Raw genomic sequence first — 25673 nt, forward strand, 5'->3', positions numbered from 1 at the left:
CGGCCTATTCGGCGGCGACGCGCCAGGCTTCAGTTTCTTCGACGGTGTGGCCGTCATCGACCGGATGCTCGTTTGCCGTCGCCCCGGTCTGATCACCGTCGAGCTCATCGACTTCCCGCGCGGTGTCGTCGTCAGCCTCGTCCGGCGCGGCGTACCGGGCCGTCCAGCTCGTCAGCTCGGCGACGTCGGGCGCGAACAGGGCCGAGGGATGGACGAAGTGGCCTTCCTTGAAGTGCTCGACGAGGGCTGCGCGCGTGTCCTTGACGCGGGCACGCGGCAGGACTGGCGTGTCCTTGCAGGACGCCTCCAGCGCCGGCCGCGACAGGCACGACATGAACTCGTCCGTGCCCATGTTCGGCAGGAAGCCGTCGGCGCCGACGGTATCGCCGGCGACCCGAGCGACGATGCCGCTGTTGGTCCTGTTCTCCCGGCATGAGAGGACGTCGATCAGGACCTTACGCGCGACCTGGTTGAGCGTCTCACGATCGTATACGGGCCTGCCGTCTTCCCCGAAAAGAAGGGCTGCATGACGCTCCAGCCGCGCGTGGCCGTAGACCGTGCCCGAGGAACCGGAATCGACGGAGACGTTCCTGCCCGCGAAGGCGAGAACGAGCAGCGCCATCAGCATGTCCTCCTCGATTGGCGCGCGGGCGAGCGCCTCGTGCAGCGCATCGGTGCGGAAGTCCCCGATCATCTCGATCCCCTTGCGCGTCACGTCCGGACGGGCCTTGGGAGCGACCAGCCCCGTGTCTGTACCTGCGGCGTCGGTTGCATCACCCTTGCCCTTCGGCTTCTTTGCCTCGGGCATGCGATAGGCGACCGTCTGCACCTTGCCCTCGCGGTCGAGATACATCGCGGTATGATCGGACTTGCCGGCCTTGCCATAAACTCGCTCGGCCTTCGGTGGCAGCTTGGCGTCGCCCCATTGGCCCGCGTCGACGATGACGCCGCGCTTGGGAAGGTTGTTGGCCATCCATTCCTGCTGGGCGCCAAGATAGGCGTCGACGTCGGTCGTATAACGGCTGTCCTCGTCTGCCGGGGCGAACAGATCCTCGACCCAGGCGATTCCGTAGGCATGTGCCAGATCATCCCCGAAACTGGCATGTTTTGCGAACATGCGGGTCTTGGTCAGACCCTGCGCGACAGCCCACCATGAGACCTGCGGGTCGGCCTTGGATGGCTTGTGCTTCTTCCAGATCTCTTTCTGATCCTCGAGTGCGGCGGAAGCGATGGTGCGAAGCTGGCGCTCATCGGGCATGTCGCCCTTGGCCATCTGATCGAGCATTGATGGCAGGACGTTCGCCAGAAGCCGCAGCTTCTTGATCTGGCGAACCGGCAATGCCAGCGCGATGGCGATCGCCTCCTCGGTCCAGTTGAGCGCAACCAGGCGCTCGATCGCCCGCCACTGGTCGACGGGATTGAGCTGCTCATGGGCGAGCGTCTCGGCCAGCGATCGCATGGCGCCACCGTCCTCCGCGCGCTCGATCACCAGCACGGCGATTTCCTCGAGGCCCGCCGCGATTGCCTGCTTCACGCGACGATGCCCGGCATCGATGACAAAGCCGTTGCCGCCTTCGGTCTCGGGGGCGACGACAGGCGGCTGCACGATGCCGACAACCTTGATCGTGGCCAGCAACAGGGCGTCCGCCTGCGGGCTCGATTTGGAGCGCCGCGCCTTGTCGGGATTCTCCTTGAGCGCGCGCGGATCGACAAACTTCAGTTCCATTGGGATGCTCCGTTTCGGGTTGCGGACACCGCCGATCGCGGGTCCTTCTCCGTCTTCTTTTCTGAAGACATCCCCCGGCCCGCGGAGCGGACGGGCCGGTGCAACTGCCTGTCGAGCATCCCTGCCCGGCAAGCCAAGCGGGGCTAATCAGCCCTGCGAAGGACGACGCGGCCGGGATCGCGAGCCAGGCGGTTGAGCGCAGGCGTCAGCGGTGCGGCCGATCCGCGAGGAGGGTTTCTTTCCCTCCCTATTTTGCCAATTGGTTGCGGCTGCTTGCTGATCGTCTCGCAAGAACCGAGAATGTCGCCGTTCCTGTCGCTTTCTGGAATGAGCAGGACGCTAGAAGCGATCATCAGATCCCTGGAACGGAACGGCTGCTTTAGCGAATTTCCGCGGCTACGATCGCAAGCCATTTGGCTAGGAGGACACATGGGCGTACCGGACAGATTTGCCATCGAATATCCGCAACGCGCATTACAATTGATCGAATTGCTGGAAGAACCTGCGCGCAAGCACGATTTGCTCGGCTCGTTCGGTCTGCTGGCGGCAGCGGCGATCCTTACAATTCCCTACGAACGTATGCGGGCATCGCATGTCCTGGTTGATGGAGAGCGCGACGTCGATCTGGTGAAAAGCCTCAAGACGCTCGAAAAAACCAAATTCTTTGAGGCGCCGTTCTGGCAGTCTGCGCCGGACGTAGGAGCATGGCGGCAATCGCGCATCGTCAATTCCGTTGATGAAGTGCATGGCTGGCACGATCAGGAAGGAAGGCATCCACTTTCCGATGATGCGAACACCATCGAGAATCGCAAGGCCGGCGAGGTTCTTCGCGTGCTTCGCAACGCCTTGGCGCACGGCAATATCATCTATCTCGACAAGAACGGTCAGGAGATTGCTGGAAACCGGATGGTCTATATGGCCTTCCTGTCCCGTTACGAGGAAACACCTGAACAACGCGAGCAGGCTGAAACCTATCGCGTTCTGGTGACGACTGAGGAAGCCTTCCTCCATTTCGCAAAATCATGGGCGAACTGGGTTTGCGGTCTCGACCTCGACCCGCGCGTGGCGAAGGCAGCATGAACGGCGACCAAAGAAGGTCGCCGTTCTTTTCGGATCACGGGCGACCGCTCTTGTTCCGGGTCGCATCGACCAACTTGTAGGTCTGGCCGGACTTCGGCGTCGGCGGCATCGGCTCGCCGCGCGTAACGGTGCGCTCTTTGCCGGTGTCTCCACCACGGGGCCCGAGAATCCCGTATTGTCCAGAACGCGGGGCAGCATGCCCCGGCTTGAAAGTCTTTGTCATGATTGCCTTTCCGGAGCGCGCCTGATGCGAGCCCACATCCAACAAAATATCAGTACTTGACTTCAGGATCAAGTAGGAGAAAATAGGTCCCAGTTTCTAGCAACCCCGGAGGTCAATGTGGCCGCGTCAGCATCACCCCTTCTAAAGGCGACTCCTGTTCCCTCGTCGTCGTTCCTGCACGATCACGACGAGGTTTGCCCGCTGTGTGAACAGCAGATCCCGCACGACCAGATGGATGAGATTAAAGCGCGGATCGAGACGCGGCAGAAGAAAACTGCGGAGGAACTCTCGGCTCGCCTTCAGGAGCAGTTTTCCCGCGAGAAGGCCGATGCCGTTGACAAGGCCAACAAGGACGGCGCCGCCAAAGCCGTCCTCGCCCGCGAAGAGGGCCGCAAGGCCGCCGAGGCCGCAGCCCAGGAGGCGATCGCGGCGACGGTACTCGCAAGCAAAGAGGCTCAGGATCTCCTGTTGAGCCGCGTGACGCAAGCGGAGGCCGAAAAGCAGAATGCCGAACAGATGCGGGTCGCTCTCGAGGAGCGGCTTGCCCAGCAACAGCAGGAGCGCGGCGCCGCTATCGAGGCGGTCCGGCAGGAGGCCCTTGCGAAGCAGGACAGTATTCGGGCAGAGGCCAAGGTCGCCGCTGAAGCGGCGGCCAACGAGCGGGTCGCGTCTGCGGAGGCCGCCAGGCTGAAGGCTGAAGAGGCCGGGACGAGCCTCAAGGCACAGCTCGACACCATTACAGCTGAAACGGAAGCGAAGATCACGGCGCTGACAGAGTCCGCAGCGGCGCGCGAGATCGAAATCCGTTCGGAAGCTTCTGAGGCTGCCGCTGTGGCCGCCCAAAGCAGGCTCACTGAGCTTGAAGAGGCGAGGAAGAACGCGGAAGCCAAAGCGGCTACGGTCGAGAAGCAGCTCGCCGATCATCAAGCCCTGCTGGATCAGCGCCTCCAAGAACAGCGCGAGGCGCTCGAGCTCGCTCAGACTGCGGCCGTCAATGCCGAGAAGGCTCTCGCGTTTGAGGAAAAGCTCAAGCTGTCCGCGAAGGTGGCGGAGCTGACTCGGGCTCTCGACAAGAAGACCAACGAGGAGCTTGGCGAGGGCGCCGAGGTCGATCTGTTCGAAGCTCTGAAGGCTGAGTTCGAGGGCGACAGGATCGACCGCGTCAACAAAGGGCAGCCCGGTGCCGACATTATCCATGTCGTCATTCACAACGGCAAGGAGTGCGGCACCATCATCTACGACTCGAAGAACCATGGCGCATGGCGCAACGACTTCGTCAGCAAGCTTGCAACCGACCAAATGGCAGCCAAGGCGGAACATGCCATTCTTTCGACGAGCAAGTTTCCCGCCGGCGCGCGGCAGCTGCACCATCAGGATGGCGTTCTGCTAGCCAATCCTGCCCGCGTTGTCGCTCTGGTTCAGCTGATCCGCCACCACATCGTGCAGACCCATATTCTGCGCATGAGCGGTGAGGAGAAGACCCAGAAGACGGCTGCGCTCTATGACTTCATTACCTCGGAGCGCTGTACCGATCTGATTGCCCGGATCGACACTCACACGGACGACCTGCTCGACATCCAGGTAAAGGAAAAGAAGGCGCACGAATCTGTCTGGAAGCGTCAGGGCGAGCTCATTCGGTCGGTGCAGAAAGTGCGCGCTGAGCTGAGTAATGAGATCGATACGATCATCGGCACGGCGGGGGTGTGGGAGCAGGATAATGAATAACCCCGTCCCGATGGCGGGTCGCGAACGCGACAACGTCGTTAACCTCCAGGAGCGCCGGCTCGATCGTACCGTTCTTCGGACGTACCGCACGAAGGCTGACATCGACTCCATCCTTCCCAATGACAAGCAGCCGAGGCTCGGGCCTAAGGTTGACGAAGAACTGCAACGGCAGATCGAAGCCAATGGCGGTTTGTTCGAGCCACTACTCGTCGAACCCCATCCCGATTTCCCCGGAAAGTTTCGCATCATCGATGGCGATCGCCGGTGGACGAATTCGCGGGCCTTGGTAGAACAGGGGAAAGAAGAATTCCGCCAGCTTCCCATCGAGGTTACCGACCGCACACTGAGTGACGAGGATCGGCTTCGCGCGTGGATCTATATCCATCGGCAGCGCAAGGAATGGGACGCCAAAGAGAAGGAAATGGTGGCCTACCGCCTTGTCGACCTGATGGGACGCGCCAGCGCCGCGAACATACTCGGAATCACCGTTCGGGAACTGGACAAACTGGTCGATATTTTCGAGCTGTCGGAGAAGTTCACCAGCCTTCGCGACCCAAGCGCCGCCATCACCTGGGCGCGTGAGATGATGGGCGTCAGCAAGAAGCTGTTCACTCCCAGCATCGTCGACGCCGTCGTCAAGAAGGTGAACGACAAGCGCATAACCAACTCCAAGGACCTGCGCAAACTACGATCGATCCTCCCCGATCCGGTGGCACGCGCGCATTTCCTCAGCGACGCGGGGGATCTCGATTCTGCAATGTTGCGTCTGGGACCCACCGAGAAGAAGCCAAAGGGCGGATTGTCCGGGGATCTGGAGGCCGCGGTTGAAGCGATGAAGGGGGTACCCTGGACCACGTTGCAGGATCTCAAGGGCGACCCCGACATCCTGAAAAAGATCGATGACGCCGAGGCGCTCCTTCGATCATTGCGCAAGGCGCTTTCGTGAGTCCCGATCAATCTGCAACACGCGTTACGCGGCGCCTATAGGAGGTCCGATGATCATCGGCAACGTACTGTTTCTCGAAGAGTCGCTCGACCGGTACCTGCGCGCACAGGAGGGCGCAGTCGGCAACCACGTCCGCCAGAAAGTCAGCAGGGTGGACTTGATCAAGTCTGACGCGGAGATCGTGCACGCCCTTTTGCCCGAGGCTCGTGTCGCCCCGCTAAAGGTGGACTTCGACAATCCACAAAAGGACGCGCAGGAGGCACGCGTGCGGGTCCACGACATGTTTGACGGGATGGTGGAGATCGACGGAGTTCGTGCAACTCGTAGCTTCGCGTTCTCCGGCGACCCTGGCCTGTTTAGGTTGCGGACCAATCCATACTCAACCACCCTGCCTCATGGCGAAATCAGCAACCGGCGGGTCATTATCGGCATGTCAGGTCGGAACGACGCCGAGACGTTGAAGCGGGAGATCGATCGCCAGGAGCAGCTCTTGCGCGAATATGTGGAAACCTCGACAAAGCAGATCGAGGCGTACAACGACAAGCTTGGGGCGCTGCTTGGCGAAGCCGTCGCCAGCAGGCGCCAGCAGCTTGCCAGCCTCGAAGATCTCAAGAACCGCATTTAGGTTTAGGGCGGGAAAGCGGGTTTCCATTCATGCCGCCTGGCGGGTCGCATGATCAGCCGCCCCTACCACAACGCCGGGACCGTCATCCGTGCTGGCGGCGAGATCGGCTTCGAGATCGGCCAACTGCTCCCGCTTCAGTTCAAGCTCGGCCTCGAAGGCGAAAGTTTCGCCAATACGTGGCTGATAGGAGGCTACACGCCGGCGGGCATCCTCCAGCCGACAGCGATAATTATCCTGCTCGCCCTCGAAGTTCGACAGAGCATGCTCGAGGCGAGCAATCGCGCCGAGCGGCGTGACCGTGACGGCAAGGTCGATCTCGTAGTCGGCGCCGGAGCGCATCAGCACCGTGGTGTAGCGATACCCGTCCCGGCCGAAGCGCTCGCCTGAGAACTCCAGGTCGAAGCCGCCAATCGCGGCTATGACGACCTCGCCCTCTTGGCTGAGCTGAACAAGGGTGAGGATCTCCTTCATCAAGGCGCGGCCGGCGAGCTTGCGTTCGGTGAAGGAGGTTCCGGTGACGGTCATTGTGAAGGCATCGCCAGCGGTCGACACCAGACGCGCGATGTCCGTTCCGATTTCGGCGATGCGCCGGCTCGAAAGCTCGATCTCGCGCTCCGCGTCGCGGACCTGGCGGCGGATGGCGTGCTGGTCGTCGATATGGGCGGCATGGAGCCGGTCGAGACGGGCGATCTCGGCCTCAAGCCCTGCCTTTTGCATCAGGCGCTGATCGCCCGATGCGATGGCCTTGGCCATGGCGAACTGGTTGGCCTGCCCCTCGCCCATATCCTCGAGGCGGCGAATGGACGTGTCGCCCGATAGAGCCGCCGCGATGAACCGGGCCTTGCGCTCATTGTTCTGCCACATGGTGGCGTCGAGTGAACCGAGCGTCGCATAGGCATAGAGTCCGATTTCGTCGTGCTGATTGCCCTGGCGGATGATGCGGCCTTCGCGCTGCTCGATCTGGGAGGGGAGCCAGGGAACGTCGAGATGGTGCAGCGCCTTCAGCCGCGCCTGCACATTGACGCCGGTGCCCATGGTTTCGGACGACCCGATCAGGATGCGGACCTTGCCGGCATTGAACTCGTTGAACAGCCGCTGCTTGGCCTCCGACTTCTTGAAGTCCTGCATGAAGGCGATTTCCGACGGCGGCACACCGAGGCGGACGAGCTCGTCGCGGATCCAGCGATAGGCCGAGAAGCCGCGGGAGGCTTCGACATTGATGGTGCCGAGATCGGAGAAGATGAGCTGGCCGGCGCCGGACTTGTCGAAGGGCTTGCCGTCCTTGCGGACATATTCGTTCTCGGCCGTCTCCTGCCAGATGCGGAAGGTGTTTCGGACAAGCGCGTTGAGCTTGTTGTCATCCTCATTGTCCATGGCCGGCATGACCAGGCGCAGGTCGATCGCGGCATGGCGGCCATCGGTGATGACCGAGAGCAGGATATCGTCGCCGGGCTGCGCCGGACCCTCGCGCTCTTCGATGGCCTTGATACGATCATCGAGGTGACGCTGATAGGCCTTGAAGGCAGTGGTCGGCTCCGCCGTGATGATCTGCCGCTTGCCGCCGGCGATCTCCGGAACTTTCACATATTTCCGCAGGTCGGCGGGCTGCACCACGTCCGCGAAGGACCGGAACATGGCGATCAGCTCGGGGACGTTGACGAACTGGGCAAAGCGCGTGACCGGCTTGTATTTGCCGGACGGCTGCAGCTCGAGTTCCGTCGAGGTGTCGCCGAAGGTGGACGCCCAGGCGTCGAACTCGTGCAGTCCGCGCGCTGCGAGAGCAGCATTGTCCATCAGCCGCTGCACGGTGAACATTTCGCCGAGCGTGTTGGTAATCGGCGTGCCGGAAGCGAGCACGAGCGTCCTGCCCGGATTTCTCGTCTCGACGAATCGGGATTTCACGTAGAGGTCCCAGGCCCGCTGCGAGCCGCTGGGATCGACGCCCTTCAGCGTCGACATGTTGGTGGCGAAGCTGAGCTTCCTGAACTCCTGCGCCTCATCGACGATGATCTGGTCGATGCCGATCTCGGAGATGGTGAGCAGATCGTCCTTGCGGCTCGACAGCGCCTCCAGCCGCTCCTTGTGCCCCTCCTTCATGCGCTCGATGCGCTTTCGGGAAAGCCGGTCCTCGCGGTCGACCTTGGTCAGCAACTCCTCGTAAGCCTCGAGCTCGTCCTGAATCATTTGCTGCTCGAAAGCCGAGGGAATCGAAATGAAGCGGAACGCCGAATGGGTGATGATGATCGCGTCCCAATTTGCGGTTGCCGCCCGCGACAGAAAGCGATGGCGCTTCTCCTTGACGAAATTGGTCTCGTCGGCGACCAGAATCCGGGCATTTGGATAGAGCGCCAGAAACTCGCGGGCCGCCTGCGCCAGGCAGTGGCCGGGAACGACCAGCATGGCTTTGTTGATCAGCCCGAGGCGGCGTTGCTCCATGATCGCCGCCGCGATCGAGAGCGTTTTGCCGGCGCCAACGGCGTGGGCGACATAGGTCGAGCCAGCCGAGATGATGCGCCAGATCGCCCGTTTCTGGTGCCCATAAAGAGAAAAGGCGCCGGAGGCGCCTGGAAGCAGGAGATGGTCGCCGTTGAATTTTCGCGGCGCGATGTTGTTGAAGGTGTCGTTGTAGAGCCGCGCCAATCGGTCAGTGCGATCCGGATCGCTCCAGATCCATTTCTGGAACGCCGTCTTGATCTTCTGCAGCTTTTCCTTGGCCGCTTCGGTCTCGACGGTATTGAGGACGCGCCGTTCGGTGTCGCCGTCCTTCACCGTGTCGAAGATCTGCGGGATGGAGGAATTGAGCGCGTCGGACAGCAGCTGCCCGGCATCGCGACGATGCGTGCCCCATTCGGTCGTGCCGGCGGCGCTCCAGCCGAGTTGGCGCGCACTGACCGTCCAGCATGCAAGTTCGGGCGTGTGATGGATGCTGATGTCGGCATCCATCGTCTGTTTGACAAATGTGACAATGTCGGTCGCCGGAATCCAGGGTGCGCCGAGGCGGGCGGTGATGTCGGAGGGCCTGAGATCGGCGGGCTGGACGCCCTTGAGCGCTTCGACATTGCGGGCAAAGGCTGGATCGAGCGCAGCGGCGGCCTCGGCGGCAGCGAGCTTGGAGCGAACGGCGCCGGAGAGATACGCATCGGCGGTTTGCCAGGAACCGGACGTCGGATCCCGGAAGATCGCCTGCCCCAACTCGTCAACGACATCGGCGACATCGCGATGCAGCAATTCCGCGATGTGATCGGCGTCGACATGGCCACGTTCGTTGAGCACGACGGCGAGGGCATCGGCGGCCGACGTGATGATCGGCGGCGGCGGCGGCGCGATGACGCGCTCGGTGAAGATCGGGCCGGACCGGGCGGTATTGGTCTCGAGGTCGTAGTCCTCGATGGATGCTACCAGCCAGCAGTCGGGGTCGTCGAGGAAGGGCTGGAGATTGGGACGGCGATGCGTCTCCCGCACTTCGCCGGTTTCTGAGTCTTCGGTGGTCGAGACGGTGGTGAAGTTGATCGGCCCGAATTCACGCACGAAGTTCGACCAGGCAATGCGCAGCTTGACCTGCGCCGGCTTCCACTGCCGGTCGAATTCCTGGAGTTTCAGCACCTCGCGCACGGCGTCGCGGATCGGGATCAGCTTGCGAATGATGCGGGCCTGCTTGTCGGAGACGCCGTCCCCTCCCCGTCCCTTCCTGACGGTGATGGTCACGGCCTCGCCGTCGACCATTTGCATCAGGGCGGCGTTCTTGCCTATGAAATAGCTGCCTTCACGAGCGGTCGCGCCGTTCGGCATAGTCGCAGTTGATGCCGGGTCGTCGCCACTGTCGTCTACGTCGGGACCGCAGTCTTCCGGCTTGCCGTCATAGATGGCTTCTGGAAGCGCCTGGATCGCGGTCGCGAGCGCGGCGTCGAGATCGACGTCCGGGCGCGGTAGGCAGGTATAGGTCTCGTCGGTACCGTAGATGCCGCGCCGCAGCGCATGTTCGCCAAGAACCATATCGGGGTGCTCGGCGAACCAGCGATTGACCCGGATACCCCCGTCGTCCTCGCTCAGTGGTCGCACCTCCGCCAGATCGAGCCAGCCTTGATCGCCCGCCACCTCTCCGTCCTTGCGCTTGCGGAAGAAGAGGACGTCGACGATGACATCGGTTCCGGCATCGGCACGGAAGCTGCCCCCTGGCAAACGTATGGCGCCGACAAGATCGGCCGCAGCCGCGATCGTCCCGCGTGCACGGCCATCGGCCTTGTCCATGGTGCCGCTCGAGGTCACGAAGGCGGCCAGCCCGCCGGGCTTCAACGCCCGAACCGCCTTCACGATGAAATAGTCATGCAGGCGCAGGCCGAGCGCGCGCAACGCGCGGTCGCTGCGCACGGTGCGGTCGGAGAAGGGAGGATTGCCGATCGCCAGGTCGAAATGCGCCGGCAGATCGACCCGCGCGAAATCCTGATTGAGTATTTTGGCGCGCGGCTGCAGCAGACGGGCGATCCGGGAGGTAACCGGATCGATCTCGACGCCCGTGAGATGGGTGACGGGATGTAGCGCCGCCGGCATCAGCGCCGGAAACAGTCCGGTGCCGACACCGGGCTCGAGCACACGGCCGCCGCGAAAGCCGAGCCGCTGCAGGCCCGACCAGATGGCCCGGACGATATATTCGGGGGTGAAGTGCGCATACTGGGTGCAGCGGGCGAGCGACGCGTAGTCGCCGCCGTCGATCGCGTCCTCGAGGTCGGCGCCGATGTCCGCCCAGCCCTCGCGAAACTCAAGCTCGCCTGGGAGACGAAACACGCCGTTGGCGAGCTCGGAAGCGCCGAAGCCGGTGAACCGGATCAGCGCGGCCTGCTCGTCGACCGAGGCCGGACGCTGCTCATCGACGATCGAGGCGGCGAGCCGGATCGCCGCGATGTTGTCGCGGGCGCGCTCCCGCCAGGATTTGGCGAGACCGCGCGTGCCGGCGAGATGGAAGTTCTCGCCATTGGGCGCCCGGCGCAAGAGTTGAGCATCCGCCGTGGCGGGCACGGCAGGCGTGGGAGAATGCGGGGCCGGGTCGTCATCGTCCGGATCGTTGGCCGCACTGTCGGAAAAGGCGGTCACGCCAAGGCCGAGACCTGAGGAAAGTGCGGTATTGCCGAACAGGTCGAGCGTGAAGGGGTCGTCGTGGGACACGGGATATCTCCTGGGATTATGGCGAGCGCGATCACGCGACCCGCGTGTGCGGCCGCGCGAAACGCTGACGGGGTTGTGGGATGGGCTAGCGGGCGATCAGCGACAGCGAGACGTCCGTCTCGGTCAGTTGCACGCGCAGATGCGTGCAGCGCGTGTTCCGGTCGAACAGCGGGATCAGTCTTTCAGCGTCGAGGAACTCGATGCCGTCGTCACCACCAAAATGCCGGTTCTTGTAGTGCCACCAGTCGGGATTGCCGACCGGGTGGCATTCATCCGAATAGATCACGAGGGCGCGCTCACCCTCGGCGAGCTTGCCGTTGGAGAGGAGATAGACGCCCTGATCGCCGACCAGCCAAAGTCCCGGCTTTTCATCCTTACCGGGCTTGATGCCGTAGTAGGGATTGCGAAATCCCCCATTGACGGCGGCATCGGCGATGCCGCGCTCGATGACCTTGCGAACGCCGAGAATAGGAAATGTGAACATGACAGCCTCCGATCAGGCTGCAATCGCGGCGGGCAGGTAGCGGAGATGGACCGGCAGCTTGGCGCTGATCTCGGGGGCGGTCAGATCGTCCAGAAGCTTCAGGACCGTCCCTTGGCCGCCGCCATAGACCAGCACGGTTCGCTTGTCCTGGTCGGCCTCGGGCCACCGCTCACCCGCATAACCGCGATAGTCGGCATGGGTCGTGCTCCAGATATGGTCGAGCCGCTCCGCGCGCGTCATGGCACGGACGGGGCGGGATTCCCGCTCGATGATCACATCGCGCATGCGCTCGGCCGAACCCTTGGCCGACATATCGCAATAGGCGTGGAAGTAGCGTGGCCGCCCATCGATCGAGAGTGCGAAGAAGACGCTGGTGATCGAGCCGGTCATGAACTCGCGCATTGCGAACATGTCGCCGCGAATCCAGAGCGGCGGCAGGATCTCGAACATGTAGTCGTGCTCGGCCCGGCCGATCTCGAACCACTCGCCGTCATAGAGGCGGCCGGTGAGGCGTGCCTTGCTCATCGGCGCCGGGCCATGGCGATCGAACATATGGAACATCTGTTGGCGCGTGGCGACGCCCTCGAAGACCTTGCGGAAGGAAGTTTGGGTGATCATGGCGGCTCCTGTCGTCCGTCGGCATCAAGCGCGATCCTGTCCATCCGACCGGATCATCACCTTCATGCCTTCTCATCACCCATTCCCGCGGCCGCCTCTCCGGTCCGGCGGGTCAAGGGCCGGCGCCAGCCGGGCGCAGCTTCCCTTGACGCGACGGCCGGGCATGCGGCAGCGATTCCGCTCTGATATCCCCTTCCACTCCCGGGTTTCCTTTCCCCTGTCCTTTCAGATCGCTGTTCCAGTCCTGCGTGGATGGCCGCAGCCGCTCGTACCGGCACCCAGTCTCACGCACGATCTCCTGCAAACGACGGGCATAGATCTCGCCCTGCCGATCGTTGTCGGTGGCTGCGGCCATCAATATGTCGGGGTTCGAGGCGATCGACCGGATCGCGTTATCGCTGACGGGCGACCACCCGCCCCCGGTGCTGACGTAGAGGGTGTCGGCACGCATGCCCTCGAGTGCGGCAAGGCTCATGGCGTCGATCGCCGCCTCGGTGACGCAGAGCCGAAGCGCAGCCTCGTTGCCGAGACGGAACAGTTGCTTGCTGCCGCCGGTGGAGAAGCCGCGCCACTGGGGGCCGCGTTCTTCCCAACCGATCAGTTGCCTGGTTTGGTCGACATGCGCCGTCCAGATGCTGCCGCTCGGCCCCTCGCGCAGCAGGCCTTGTGCGATAGCGGCCTGCAGAATGGATACTGGGATCGCACGCTCATCTGCCAGATATCGCCAGGCGCGAGACCCGATGGTTGGAGGTCGTCGGCGCCGCCATCGGTCGGTGATCGAAAGTGGAATGCCTGTGCGCTTCGGGCAATTCCAGGACGGCGTGGCCGGAACATAGCCGACGAGACTGCGAACCGCCTCGACGGCCGCCGGAAAGGCGATACCGGCCAGGTGACCGGCGAGGGTGAAGACGTCGCCCTTGGCATCCGAGAGTGGATCGAACCAGCCCCTGCCATTGTGGATGACGATGATGATCTCGCCTGCCCCGCGCCGGTACTTCACGGCGCGTGTGGTGCTCTCCTTGACGTCCACCGTCCAGCCCTCGCGCTCGAGCACGGCGGCGCAGGGCACCTTGTCTCGCAATGTCTCGATTTCATGCTGCTCCATGGGTCAATCCCGCCGGCGCCGCGGGGCGTCCGGCCCTTTCCTTGTCCAGATCTGTTTGTCTACCTTTCCGGCAGGCCTCGAGGTCGGCCGCGAAGCCGGAAGGCCGCAGGGGCGCACCGGCTTGCCGGGGCGGCGCAGCCTCCCTTGCGGGCTTCCCGGCGCAAGCGGCAAAACCTCGTCCCAATAAGGGCTCGTGGCGTCCCGCCACCAGCAGGGAAAGGACGATGCGACGCGCAACCCGGCCTTCAGACGGCCGGGCGCTTGGCGCGCGAGGAAGGCCGGCTCAATGAGCCGGCCGACCGCCCTGGTAGGGATCGTATTCGAAGAGCGGCTCGATTTCGGCGTCGTCGAGTTCGTCGGCGGGCATGACGCCGTATTCGTCGTCGACCTTGAAGAGAATAACCGGCACCATCAGGGTGCGGGCGAGGTTCCAGGCATGGTTCTGTGCGAGTGAAAGATCGTGCGACATTGAAGGGCTCCGTCCATGGGCGGGGCCGATCCCCGCTCTGGTGCCCGTCGGGTCCGGGGCCCGGCCGCAATCACCGCGCAGGCGAAGCCGCAGCGGCCGCACGCTCGCGTAGCGGACCCCTTGTGGGTTGATTGGAGGAGGACGGACCTGGACCAGGAAGCCAGCACAGCAAGCGGGGGCGGACCTGCGCGTGGATGGATCCGCACCCAGTCGCATCCTTCCCGGTAGCAGAGAGCCATTGCAGAGACCGGGCTTGACGTGCCCTCAGTATTGTCGCGGCGACCCGCCTCTTCGTGTCATGGCTCAGGATCCGAATGAACTCGATGACGAAGTTCGTGATCGACAATCGACCGGACGACGTCGATATCCATCTCGGCCGACGGTTCTATCCGCGCCACCTCGGCAGCTACCTTTGCCCAGTGGAGGAACTGGCCGTCTTCGATCGCGCGGGATGTTGCGGCAAGCCGTTGTGCCTCATAATAGGCAGTCGGGCCGTGGAGACGGACGAGGCGCCTGGCGTCTTCCCGCCATCGGCGACGGATCGCACGCCGCCTCTCTACCCACGCCAAAATCGCCCTCAGCATCTCAGAAGCACTCCCCCCAACTGCACGAATGCCCCTGCCCGCGTCAGGGATGGACGCCCGGAGGGTGAAGACCCGCACCGCGGGGCTTCAGCTTCGCCGACAGTCCGGTTCCGGAGGAAGACGCCCCACCCCTCGAAAGATTTTGAAGTTCACGCTATCCTTACCGGATGTGCAATGCCTATGAGCAACACGTTCGCTGGGTTGAATACTGCCAGATGATGCAGGCGTTGGAGCTGGAGATACCAACGCAACAGACAGAACTCGATCTGCCCCAGGCGGACGATATCAGGATCAACGATATGGGACCGGTCATGCGTGCGGCCGGCGACATGATCGAACTCGTCCAGATGAACTTCAGCTTCCCGCCATCGGGGCCCAGGGGTGGGCCGGTCTTCAATTTTAGATCGGAAGGGCGAGACTTCGCCGACAGCAAGCGCTGCCTGATCCCGGCATCGGGATTCTACGAATTCACCGGCAAGAAGTACCCCAAAACCAAACATCGCTTCAGCCTGATCGGAGCCCCCTTCATGGCCATCGCCGGGCTATGGCGTGAGGCCCAGGGCAATCACCCAGCCTCCTTCACGATGCTGACGACGAGTCCAGGGCCGGACGTCGCGCCCTACCATGATCGTCAGGTGGTCGTGCTCCAGCCAGATAACTGGGCGGACTGGCTCCGTTTAACCAAGCCGCAGGGCGAACTGCTCAAGCCCACCGGCCGAGGCCTTCCCTGCAATTGCAGTTAATTTGAGAATCCCGCAGCCCATATTCTCATGATTAAATGGTCAACCCGAACCAAACCGGCGCATTCTTTCGGTTAACTGCTAAGCGACAGCAGGGGAACAACTTCGACATTGTCGATCAGTCGTGTGTTGCCGAGCCAGGCGGCCACCAGCAGACGCGCGGGACAGTAAAGTGCGTTCAAAGGCCGAAGATCGGCGTCTGCTCGCAATTCCAGATATTCCACCTCCCGGTAGCCTGCCGAAAGGATGGCAGCGCGCGCCTCAGCCAGTGTCAGGCTGACCGGCGCTCCGTTGGCGATCTGTCCGGCTGCTGTGTGCAGAATCGACGCGAGCTTCGGTGCAGCCAGTCGCTCCGCCAGTGAGAGCCGGACGTTGCGCGAAGAGAGCGCCAGCCCGTCTTCTTCGCGGACTGTCGGACAGCCGATGACGGTGATCGGAATGTCCAGATCCCGCGCCATGCGGCGAACCACATGAAGCTGCTGGAAATCCTTCTCGCCGAAAAACGCGAGATCGGCTCCGGTCTGCAGGAACAGTTTGGCGACGACGGTGGCGACGCCATCGAAATGACCCGGCCGAAACGCGCCGCACAGGCCCTCGCTGACGCCGCCGACCGAAACCGCGGTGGCAAAACCCTCCGGATAGATTTCAGCAGCGTCCGGCGCGTAAAGCAGATGCGCACCCAGTGGCGCCAGCTTTGCAGCGTCCTCCACCTCGGTACGCGGATAGGCGGCAAGATCGGCTGCGCTGTTGAACTGCTTTGGATTGACGAACAGCGTCACGATCACCCGGTCGGCCTTTTCGAGCGCGGCACGCACCAGGCTGAGATGCCCTTCATGCAAGGCACCCATAGTGGGCACCACAGCAATGCTGGCTGCTTCGCGACGCCATCCCGCAACGATCGTGCGAAGATCCGCCACGGCCCTGACAATCGGAACATTCATGCCGCTTCTCCACCCTTGATCGTTTTGGGCTGATCGCGAAAGACATGCTCTGCACCTGGAAAGCGCCGCTCGCGCACTTCGTTTGCGTAGGCTGCGATCGCGGCTTGTGCCCGCTCCCCGAGTTCAGCGTAGCGCTTGACGAATTTCGGCCGGAAGTCCGTGAACATGCCAAGCATGTCGTCGACCACCAGGATTTGGCCGTCACAGGCTGACGAGGCGCCGATACCGATGGTGGGGATGGCAATGTCGGCGGTAATCCTGCGAGCGAGCGCTTCCGGCACCTTCTCCAGCACAACGGCAAACGCGCCGGCTTTTGAAACCGCGTCGGCATCGCGCAAGATGCGTTCCGCATCGTTGCCACGCCCCTGCACCTTGTAGCCGCCAAAAGTATTGACTGCCTGTGGTGTCAGGCCGACATGCGCCATCACCGGAATGCCGCGCGCGACCAGGAACTGGATCGTCTCCGCCATACTCTCGCCGCCCTCGAGCTTGACGGCGGCGCAGCCGGTCTCGGCCATCAGCCGGGCGGCATTGCGAAAGGCCTGTTCGGGCCCTTCCTCATAGGACCCGAACGGCATGTCCACAACCATCAGTGCCCGCTCGATGCCACGGCGCACCGCTTGTGCGTGCATGATCATCATGTCGAGCGTGACGCCCAGCGTGGACGGCAAGCCGTGCAGCACCATGCCAACGCTGTCACCGACAAGCACGATATCGCAGGTGGTATCGACAAGCCTCGCCATCGGTGTCGTGTAGGCAGTGAGACAAACCAGCGGCGTCCCACCCTTGTGTGACACGATATCGGGGGGCGTCAGGGCCTTCACTTCACCTGTCGCGCTCATGGCATTCCTTCCCTTACGTTAACCGCCTGAGGGCGTTTGGCACAATTTTGTGCAGATGCGAAGAACAAAAACTTCATGTCGCCGGAGACGTTGACGGCTGGTCGGGGGCAGTCCACGTTCGTCGGAAGTTGAACCAATCAGCCTCGACGGAGGCTTCGGACACAAGCCGTACGCAATGGAAGATACTCCCTCCAAAAACACTGAGGAGAACCAGAAAACGGGACCAGGGCCACGAAGTGAACGTGGATCTGATTGCGGTGCTTGTTCTGACCCCTACAACAGCGCCATTCCGGGTAAACTGGAGCGTGGGGTAGCTTCTGCGATTGCTGGGCCCGGGGACGGCAAGCAGACTGATTGCTGACAAGCTGACGGCGTCTTGGAGATGTCTCCCTGGTGCCGGTATTCTGACCGCACAGTGAGGAGCGTTGCCGACCTCCTTCCCTAGCTAGACGTGGACGAAGAAGCCTTCAGCGCGGCGATCTCTTCTTCATTCCGAAACAGGGCAACCTCATAGCGAACGGAGGACGTTCCGAGCCTGGCGACGCGGATACCGGCCGTTACCTTATCGGGGAAAGCAAGTTCAGAAAAATAGCGGCACCCGGTTTCGACGACGAGCCCAATCTGGTCGCCGCCATGGATGTCCAGCAGGCCCTCGCCGATCAGCCAGCCATTCACCGCAGTGTCGAACAGCGAATAATGCACCGCATTTGTTCATGTCACCATAGATGTCGTTATCCATCCAGCCGTGGTGATTGTGCGAAACGCGTTGTAGGCATTGCGCGACGTGGGTGAAGACCGCTCGCTCATCGTCTCACCATGCCGCGCGATAGATGGCGAGCGCATCCGGCTCCGAGACATTGCGCGGATTGTTGACCAACAACCGCTGCTGCTTCATCGCATCCGCCGCCATCTTTTTCAGATGCTCTTCGCCGATGCCGACATCCCGCAGGCGCGGCTGCAGGCCAAGTCTTTTCGATAGCGAGGCCAGTTCCTCAATGAACGCCGCGCAGCGCCCCTGCACACCTTCCTCTTGTGCGAGACGTGGGAAAGCGTCCGTGGCGATCTCGGCGTAGAGATGGGCGGCGTCGGGCGCGTTGAAGCACAGGACATGCGGCAGGACAAGTGCGTTCGAGAGGCCGTGCGGGACATGGAACGTCCCCCCGATCGGATAGGCAAGCGCGTGGACGGCGGCCACCGGCGAATTGGCGAAGGCTTGACCGGCGAGCATGGAGCCGAGCAACATCGCCCCCCTCGCCTCGACATCCTTACCGTCAAGCACCGCTTTTTCGATGCTGGCGCCGATGAGTTGCAGGGCCTGTCTGGCCAGCATCTTCGACAGCGGATTGTTGTTGGCGTTCTTCGAGGCATAGGCTTCGATTGCGTGCACCATCGCGTCGACGCCGGTGGCTGCGGTGATTGCCGGCGGCAGGCCCAGCGTTAGTTCCGGATCGAGCACCGCAATGTCCGGCAGGATGATAGCGCTGGACACGCCGCGCTTCTCCTCGTCACCGACGGTAATGATTGAAACCGGGGTGACTTCCGAGCCTGTTCCTGCCGTGGTGGGCGCCAGCACCAGAGGCAGGCGCGGTCCCTTCGCCTGCGCCACGCCCCAGGCGCCGTCGATGTCTTCGCCGGAGCCGAGAAGAAGTGCGGCCACTTTCGCCACGTCGAGCGACGAGCCGCCGCCGAAGCCTGCGACGCCGGTCGCGCCGGCTGAACGACCATTTTCCACCGCCTTCATCACGGTCGCCAGCGAAGGATCGGCTTCAACGGAATCGAAAATCGCAACCGACGCTCCGACGCTTTCCAGTGAGGCGATGGCTGCGTCGCACAGGCCGAGTTTGCGCAGGCCGGGATCGGTCACGAACAGCACCGTCGGGCCCAGCCGTTTGCCTGCGATCGCGCCGAAGCGCTTGGCCGAACCGGCTTCGAAGACGATCGAGGGGGTCGTATTGAAGGTGAAGGCTTGCATCGGGCGAATTCCTCTAGAGTCAGACGGCCGGAACGACTGGCTTTTCGACCAGATCACGCGTGTTCAAACTGATGCCGCCGCAGTTTACGCTGCTGCAGTTGCAGCAGCGCGCGGTGGAGGCGCATGCCGGCCGTCTGGTCCACAAGCAGAATTTTCGCCGGCTGATCGAACAGCAGGAACTGGTGGTTGATCCGCTATCACGGCTTCCTAGGAGGCCCGTGGGAACATCTCTTGCTCTAGTTCAGGCGCCGACCTCGTAGTATCGCAGAGTGCATTATTTGGCAGATCCCGAGCATGCTTCGACCTCACGAAGCGTTCCGGCTGCACGAGCTGCTTCTTCCCTGAGTAATTGGCGCCGCCAGTACCTGCCTGGCAATCGCGGCAGGTGTTATTCGACTCTCGCGCGGCCGAGCGAGGCAAGGTCGCCCCGGCGGGATCGTTCCAGCGGCCTGCGCCATGGGCGAAGCCGTCACGGCGCGGGCACCTCGGGGCTGGTAAGCGGACCGGCATTAGCCCGTCAGGCCAGCGTATAGGCCGTTTTGACGGTCGTGTAGAACTCGGCGGCGTAGCGGCCCTGTTCGCGAGGGCCGAAGCTCGATGCCTTGCGGCCGCCGAACGGCACATGGAAGTCGACGCCGCCAGTGGGCAGATTGACAAAAATCATGCCGGCGTCGGCATTGCGCTTATAGTGCGTCGCATGTTTCAGGCTGGCCGTGCAGATCCCCGAGGACAGGCCGAATGCCGTATCGTTCGCGGTCTCCAGCGCCTCTTCATAATTCTTGACACGAATTACCGCCGCGACGGGACCAAAAATCTCTTCGCGGCTGATGCGCATATTATTGGTTGCCTCGGTGAACAAGGCAGGCTGCAAGAAGAAGCCGGGCGTCTCACGGTTCAGCCTTTCGCCTCCACACACCAGCTTAGCGCCCTCCTCACGGCCAATGGCGATATACTTCTCGTCCTGACTGAGTTGGTTCTCGTCCACCACCGGACCGATCTGCGTTCCCGGCTTGAGCGCGTCGTCGACGACGAGGCTCCTAAGCTTTTCGGTAACTGCCGAGACAAAACGATCGTGGATGCCTTCGGTGACGATCAGCCGTGAGGAAGCCGTGCAGCGCTGGCCAGTTAAGAAGTATGCACCGTTGACGGCGCAGTCGACCGCCACGTTGAGGTCCGCATCATCGAGCACGACCAGCGGATTCTTACCGCCCATCTCGAGTTGGAACTTCCTGCCGTGTTCGACGCAGGAGGCCGCCACACGCCGGCCGGTCTCCACTGAGCCTGTGAAGCTTATCGCATCTACGTCGGGGCTATCGAGCATGGTCTGGCCGACGACCGAACCACGGCCCATTACGAGATTGAGTACGCCCTTTGGCAGCCCGGCGCGGTGGAGAATGTCAACCAGCTCCCAAGCGCAGCCAGGGGTGAGATCAGCCGGCTTGAATACCACAGTGTTGCCGTAGCAGAGCGCCGGCGCAATTTTCCACGCCGGAATGGCGATTGGGAAGTTCCACGGCGTGATGATAGCGATCACGCCGACCGGCTCACGCGTCACATCCACCACGACACCCCGACGCACAGAGGGCAACGTTTCGCCGGCCAGCCGTAGCGTTTCGCCCGCGAAGTAATCGAAAACCTGGGCCGCACGAATCGTTTCGCCGACTGCTTCGGCCAACGATTTGCCTTCCTCGCGCGACAAAAGTCGGCCGAGTTCGTCCTTGCGGGCGAGAATTTCGTCTGCCGCCTTGCGCAACACCGCGTGACGCTCCAAAGGGCTCGTGCGCGACCATGTCGGGAACGTACGTTTAGCGGCGGCGATCGCGGCTTGGGAGTCAGCTCGAGTAGCACGCGCATAGGTGCCGACGACTTCGTTGGTGTTGGAGGGGTTAATGTTCGGCGCGGCTTCGCCTTCGACCCAAGCTCCATCGATCAGGTTAGCATGCAAGGTTGTCATGGCGAGGCGGGTTCTCCATATCGAGTTTTTTGCGGGATTGCGGACCTTGTCGGAGATACTATATGGGTCGGACTCATGGTCCAGAGCGCTTCGGAAGGAAGTGTCGAACCGACAGCTCAAACTATCTAGAGATATTTCTTCAAGTCGTTCTTCTTTATCTTTCCATTCGGAGCGACCGGCAAATCGTGCATAACGATAATCTGTTGCGGCAGCTTATACTGGGCAAGGCGGCTCTTCAGAAAGGACTTAATCTCATCCACCTCGCACTGCCGTTCAGGCAACATTTCAACGAAGGCAATAATTTCCTCATTTCCCTCAACAGGACGTCCGAGCACGGCGGAATTTAGAATGCTGGGATGTGCATTCAGGGCGGCTTCGACTTCCGGAGGATAGACATTGAAGCCGGAGCGAATGATCAATTCCTTTGATCGGCCTTGAATAACCAGTTCGCCGCGTTCGTTGCGACTGACGATATCGCCTGTGTGAAGATAGCCATCCTCGTCGATAACTTCGGCGGTCGCTTTCGGCTGGCGATAGTATCCCAACATCACATTGGGGCCCCGGACCAGCAATTCTCCCGGCTTTCCCTCTGGGACATCGAGACCGTCAGGCCCGACGATCCGGATCTCGACCCCTTCTATCGGTGGACCAATATGGATGTCGTCGGTGCCAATCGAATAGTGAGACCGGCTGATCGTCGGCGACGTTTCAGTCAATCCGTATCCGTTCTGTAAGACCACGCCGAACAGCCGTTCGACATTTTTACGCAGTGACAGGTCGAGCGGCGCGGTGCCCGTGTAGACGTACCGGAGGTTATTTGGCGTGAGCTTTTCGCCCGTCTGTTCAACATGTGCCACCACCCGTGTCAGCATGGCTGGAACGGCGTTGAAAACCGTCAACTCTCCGCTGCGAACAGCATCTAGGGCCTCCTGTAGTGAAAATCGTGGCATAATTTTCATACGCGCGCCAGCGTACAACATGCCTTGCATCAACACGAGCCCGTACGAATGAGATATCGGCATGACACACAGGGCGACATCATCGGGAGCGAGAGACTGTGTTCGTCTTCCCCTGCTTGAGACGAAAATCAAATTGCGATGGCTAAGCATGACGCCCTTAGGGCGCCCCGTGGTCCCGGTAGTATAGATCAGAACGGCGACTTGCTCTGCGGATCCTTCGTGAACTTCTTCCGGCTGGCTGTTCTCATTTAACGGACCAACCGTTACGGCGCCGATATCAGTAAAGAGCCGAACATCAGCATTGCCGTCGTCCGCATTTTGTGCAGACAAGTTGGAATCGGTGCGAAATATACGCCGCGGCTGGCAATCCTCTTCAATAAGGGCAAGTTCATGCTTGCTGAGCCGGGCATTCGCTAGCACCGCCCATGCATCCAACCGGCTTGCTGCATACATTAGAACCACAGCCCTGATCGAGTTTTCGCAGATGATCATCACCCGATCACCCTGCCGAACCCCGAGTTGTCGCATTTCATCAGAGACAGCTGCGACCGTGTCGATCAGCCGGCGGAAGGACCAATCAATCCCGTTTTCATCTGTAAAGGCGATACGGGAGTCGCCGAACGTTGCCCCTTCCTCCAAGATCATATGAATGCGACGAGGCAGCTCGGCCAAAAAATCCATCTCAATTTCCCCAAATCCTGATAGCCTGCGCGGCAATTGGTATATCCAATTTGGTCATCCAATTTACTGGCTGTCAAGTAGATAGTGGATCCATCAGCCGAGTTCGTGGTCACGTATTGGGCGATTTCAAACGGCATTTCGGCCGCGCAAAATTTCCAAGATCCTGCGCCAGCCCCATAGGGACCGCCCTGCATCAACTGCCCCTACGCGGCCTCAGGCGCGACGAATAGACCGCCGCGCCTGAGGCCTGGGAGGATTTTGTGTGATTGTTACGAACTGCCGTTCTTTCCGAACATATTCTTCCAAGCGTCGGTGCCCGGCTTCGCTTCCCACTGCTTGCTGTCGGACAATGTGTCTATGCCCGCACGAACCCCCGGACGGTCTTTGATCGCCTGGTACCAACGATCAATGTTCGGGTACTCCGACAGGTCGCGTCGATGCAATTTCCGCGTGCGAACCCAAGGGAATGTGCTGATGTCAGCGATAGAATACTCGCCGGCGAGATATTCATATTCGGCAAGGCGCTTCTCGAGAATGTTGTATATTCGACCAACTTCCCGGTCGTAACGTTCGATGGCGTAATCGATCTTCTCAGTCGCATACACCATGAAATGATGTGCTTGGCCCAGCATTGGGCCCATCGTGGTATTCTGAAACACAAGCCACTTTAGCGTATCGTATCGTTTTTCCGGGTCCTGAGAAAGGAACTTTCCGGACTTTTCCGCAAGATAGAGTAGAACAACCGCCGATTCAAAAACAGCGTAAGGCTTGTTGTGCGGGCCATCGTGGTCAACGATGGCCGGCACTTTGTTGTTTGGATTGATCTTCAGGAATTCCGGCTCAAATTGCTTTCCTGCGGTTATATCAACCGGAATAACACGGTACTCCAAGTCCAGCTCTGCAAGCATTATAGCGGCTTTATACCCGTTGGGGGTTGGCCAGAAGTATAGATCAATCATCGCTGAAGAACCCCTATCCGACGATCTTGAGCCCTGTGGGCTTGTCGACGATCAGCCCAGGATTCAACATCCACTTCGGGTCCAGCTCGGTCTTGGCGGCTGCCAGCACACGGCGGAACAACGGATCGACTTCTTTGTCGTACCAAGGACGGAACGATTTGCCGACAGCATGATGGTGCGTGATGGTGGCGCCGAGCTCTATTAGGGCGTCCGACGCCACGTCGTGGAGCATCGAATAGGCTTCGAGGCTGTTGGCATGTGTCGAAGGAGCCATGATCGAGTAGTATGGAGCCGGACCGTCCGGATACAGGAAGGAGAACCTGCGGCAGACGATGCCACCGCCAAGATGTTCCTTCTGGGCCGTTCGCACGCGACGCATGATCTCGGTATCGACTTCTTCGAACCGATCCCAAGTATAGGCGGTTTCGAACGTGAAGCTCACGATTCCCATCGCAGCGCGCGTATGCATCAGCCGGGGCAGATACCTGAACTGGTGCCGCCAGTTACCCTGCGGCCCGCTGCGGCTGGTTTCCAGCGCGTTGTCTGCTGTTCCCGCGCGCTGCTTCACGACGCCACCGAAGTCCTTGCAGATTTCGAGACCACGCTCCAGCCATGCGTCCACCGGATGGTCGGCGGATTCGAAGCCCAGCAGCAAGACGGAATCGGTGCCGTCTCCAGCGCCGTAGAATTTGGCGTCCTGCTCGTCGAGATAGCGAGCGTTCGCCGGGAACAGTCCCGCTTGGGTGATTTGACGGACGGCCTTGGCACCCTCATAGAACGACTTGAAGGAGATCGATGCATTCGCACGGAATTTCACACGCCCCTGCAGACGCATCCATGCATCAGTGATGATGCCCATCGTGCCTTCAGACCCGATGAACATGCGATCCGGATTTGGTCCCGCACCTGAGGCAGGCAGCCGGCGATTCTGGATCGTCCCCGCTGGCGTGACGACGCGCAGGCTTTCCACCATGTCGTCGATATGCGTGAGATGGGTCGCATAGTGACCGGACGACCGGGTTGCGATCCAGCCGCCCAGCGATGAGAATTCCCACGATTGCGGAATATGGCGCAGGGTGAGGCCGTGCGGCTTCAGTTGTTCTTCCAGAGCCGGCCCGAGAATGCCTGCCTGGATCCGCGCGCAGCGTGACACAGGGTCGATTTCGAGAATCTGGTTGAGGTTGCCCAGGTCAATAACGACCACGCCGGGAAAGGCGTCGCGCTCGGGACCCCAGAAGCCTCCTGTGACGCTCGATCCACCGCCATACGGTATGCATGCATAGCCGTTTTCGCCACACCAGTCGAAGATGGCGGCAATATCTTCTTCGTCGCGCGGATAGGCCACGACGTCCGGAGCCTTCTTGAAATCGCGCCGGTAGATAAGGGTCATGTCCTTAAAACCCTTACCGTAGGTATGGACAACTCTGTCCCACTTTTCCGTGGTGCAGAAATCTTCCAGCGTTCGCGGGATCTTTATGCGCGACGGATAAAGTTCAATCTCATCAAGGGTCGGGTCCGAGAGAACTTCGATATCCTTAATCCCAAGCCGCTGCTCCACGCGGTCTCGCATGGTACGGATTTCGTCCTGGGAGTTATCTTCACCTTCATATCCCCACGACCAGAATTTCCTTCGCGTGCCATAGTAGCCGCTCTTTTCCTTCGCCACGGCGCTTCCTCCTTCGAGATTTTCGACGTCCAACCATCCAGGTGCGCATCGTTTGGGAAAACATCGCGATCTGGTTTGACCAATTTGGCATATCCAGTTTTCTCAGTCAATGGCTCTCGGAGCAGATCACGCTCCGAACTGCGCCACCGCTATAGTCGCGACCTCGCTTAAGGTCGCCATTGGGGGCGCACACGCTTCCACCGCCATGGCCGTG

19 protein-coding genes and 1 pseudogene are annotated in these 25673 nt (G+C 61.4%); 6 read left to right on the forward strand and 14 right to left on the reverse strand.

The window, feature by feature from the left end:
* Positions 1–4: 4 nt before the first annotated feature.
* Positions 5–1726: a ParB N-terminal domain-containing protein gene (locus ACSF9G_RS22960; protein WP_154386595.1), complete on the reverse strand. Its 1722-nt coding sequence runs from the start codon at positions 1724–1726 to the stop codon at positions 5–7.
* Between the two features lie 192 nt (positions 1727–1918).
* Between ACSF9G_RS22960 and ACSF9G_RS22965 the strand changes: the two genes are divergently transcribed.
* The 4 genes from ACSF9G_RS22965 to ACSF9G_RS22980 all read left to right on the forward strand — a co-directional run bounded on the left by ACSF9G_RS22965 (position 1919) and on the right by ACSF9G_RS22980 (position 6325).
* Positions 1919–2806, forward strand: a complete 888-nt coding sequence (locus tag ACSF9G_RS22965) for a HEPN family nuclease (RefSeq protein ID WP_192320719.1) — start codon at positions 1919–1921, stop codon at positions 2804–2806.
* A 340-nt stretch (positions 2807–3146) separates the two neighbouring features.
* A complete protein-coding gene (locus ACSF9G_RS22970) occupies positions 3147–4754 on the forward strand; it encodes a DUF2130 domain-containing protein (protein WP_154386598.1) in 1608 nt (535 codons plus the stop codon).
* Positions 4747–5700 carry a ParB/RepB/Spo0J family partition protein gene (locus ACSF9G_RS22975; protein ID WP_185910476.1) on the forward strand — a complete coding sequence of 318 codons (954 nt, stop codon included), beginning with the start codon at positions 4747–4749 and terminating at the stop codon, positions 5698–5700. Before ACSF9G_RS22970 ends, ACSF9G_RS22975 begins: the two co-directional genes overlap by 8 nt.
* 49 nt (positions 5701–5749) lie before the next feature.
* Positions 5750–6325 carry a hypothetical protein gene (locus tag ACSF9G_RS22980; protein ID WP_154386600.1) on the forward strand — a complete coding sequence of 192 codons (576 nt, stop codon included), beginning with the start codon at positions 5750–5752 and terminating at the stop codon, positions 6323–6325.
* A 27-nt stretch (positions 6326–6352) separates the two neighbouring features.
* On the opposite strand, the gene ACSF9G_RS22985 is transcribed toward ACSF9G_RS22980, so the two are convergent.
* From ACSF9G_RS22985 to ACSF9G_RS23005, 5 genes are all read right to left on the reverse strand, one after another.
* Positions 6353–11485, reverse strand: a complete 5133-nt coding sequence (locus ACSF9G_RS22985) for a helicase-like domain-containing protein (protein ID WP_185910475.1) — start codon at positions 11483–11485, stop codon at positions 6353–6355.
* 85 nt (positions 11486–11570) lie between these two features.
* Positions 11571–11969, reverse strand: coding sequence for a DUF3085 domain-containing protein (locus ACSF9G_RS22990; RefSeq protein WP_154386601.1), 399 nt, complete (start codon positions 11967–11969; stop codon positions 11571–11573).
* Positions 11970–11981: 12 nt separating this feature from the next.
* A complete protein-coding gene (locus ACSF9G_RS22995) occupies positions 11982–12584 on the reverse strand; it encodes a DUF1419 domain-containing protein (RefSeq protein ID WP_185910483.1) in 603 nt (200 codons plus the stop codon).
* Positions 12585–12699: 115 nt separating this feature from the next.
* On the reverse strand, positions 12700–13692 hold the full coding sequence (locus tag ACSF9G_RS23000) for a DUF3991 and toprim domain-containing protein (RefSeq protein ID WP_154386603.1): 993 nt from the start codon (positions 13690–13692) through the stop codon (positions 12700–12702).
* A gap of 283 nt (positions 13693–13975) precedes the next feature.
* The gene (locus ACSF9G_RS23005; protein ID WP_093037073.1) at positions 13976–14161 is read right to left on the reverse strand and encodes a hypothetical protein; all 186 of its coding nucleotides are present in this window, start codon (positions 14159–14161) and stop codon (positions 13976–13978) included.
* 751 nt (positions 14162–14912) lie between these two features.
* Here ACSF9G_RS23005 and ACSF9G_RS23010 point away from each other — a divergent pair.
* Positions 14913–15488, forward strand: a complete 576-nt coding sequence (locus ACSF9G_RS23010) for an SOS response-associated peptidase family protein (protein ID WP_093037070.1) — start codon at positions 14913–14915, stop codon at positions 15486–15488.
* Positions 15489–15559: 71 nt separating this feature from the next.
* On the opposite strand, the gene panC is transcribed toward ACSF9G_RS23010, so the two are convergent.
* The 4 genes from panC to ACSF9G_RS23030 all read right to left on the reverse strand — a co-directional run bounded on the left by panC (position 15560) and on the right by ACSF9G_RS23030 (position 19240).
* Positions 15560–16426 carry a pantoate--beta-alanine ligase gene (panC, locus tag ACSF9G_RS23015; RefSeq protein WP_093037067.1) on the reverse strand — a complete coding sequence of 289 codons (867 nt, stop codon included), beginning with the start codon at positions 16424–16426 and terminating at the stop codon, positions 15560–15562.
* Positions 16423–17268, reverse strand: a complete 846-nt coding sequence (gene panB, locus ACSF9G_RS23020) for a 3-methyl-2-oxobutanoate hydroxymethyltransferase (protein ID WP_093037064.1) — start codon at positions 17266–17268, stop codon at positions 16423–16425. The genes panC and panB overlap by 4 nt, the downstream gene beginning before the upstream one ends.
* A 441-nt stretch (positions 17269–17709) precedes the next feature.
* Positions 17710–17970: an acyl-CoA thioesterase gene (locus tag ACSF9G_RS23025; protein WP_334155710.1), complete on the reverse strand. Its 261-nt coding sequence runs from the start codon at positions 17968–17970 to the stop codon at positions 17710–17712.
* A gap of 109 nt (positions 17971–18079) precedes the next feature.
* On the reverse strand, positions 18080–19240 hold the full coding sequence (locus ACSF9G_RS23030; RefSeq protein WP_093037061.1) for an iron-containing alcohol dehydrogenase: 1161 nt from the start codon (positions 19238–19240) through the stop codon (positions 18080–18082).
* 50 nt (positions 19241–19290) lie between these two features.
* Between ACSF9G_RS23030 and ACSF9G_RS23035 the strand changes: the two are divergent.
* A pseudogene (locus ACSF9G_RS23035) lies at positions 19291–19425 on the forward strand (NrtR DNA-binding winged helix domain-containing protein); the annotation flags it as partial.
* Positions 19426–19757: 332 nt separating this feature from the next.
* Here the strand turns inward: ACSF9G_RS23035 and ACSF9G_RS23040 are convergent.
* The 4 genes from ACSF9G_RS23040 to ACSF9G_RS23055 all read right to left on the reverse strand — a co-directional run bounded on the left by ACSF9G_RS23040 (position 19758) and on the right by ACSF9G_RS23055 (position 25459).
* Positions 19758–21194 (reverse strand): aldehyde dehydrogenase family protein, encoded by a 1437-nt coding sequence (locus ACSF9G_RS23040; RefSeq protein ID WP_093037055.1) that lies wholly within the window; start codon positions 21192–21194, stop codon positions 19758–19760.
* Between the two features lie 125 nt (positions 21195–21319).
* Positions 21320–22834 (reverse strand): class I adenylate-forming enzyme family protein, encoded by a 1515-nt coding sequence (locus ACSF9G_RS23045; protein ID WP_093037052.1) that lies wholly within the window; start codon positions 22832–22834, stop codon positions 21320–21322.
* A 269-nt stretch (positions 22835–23103) separates the two neighbouring features.
* A complete protein-coding gene (locus tag ACSF9G_RS23050) occupies positions 23104–23793 on the reverse strand; it encodes a glutathione S-transferase N-terminal domain-containing protein (protein ID WP_093037049.1) in 690 nt (229 codons plus the stop codon).
* A gap of 13 nt (positions 23794–23806) precedes the next feature.
* Positions 23807–25459 (reverse strand): FAD-binding oxidoreductase, encoded by a 1653-nt coding sequence (locus ACSF9G_RS23055; protein WP_093037046.1) that lies wholly within the window; start codon positions 25457–25459, stop codon positions 23807–23809.
* Positions 25460–25673: the final 214 nt, after the last annotated feature.

Origin of the sequence: Microbaculum mangrovi, assembly GCF_051390635.1 — a bacterium.
Taxonomy (GTDB): domain Bacteria; phylum Pseudomonadota; class Alphaproteobacteria; order Rhizobiales; family Tepidamorphaceae; genus Microbaculum.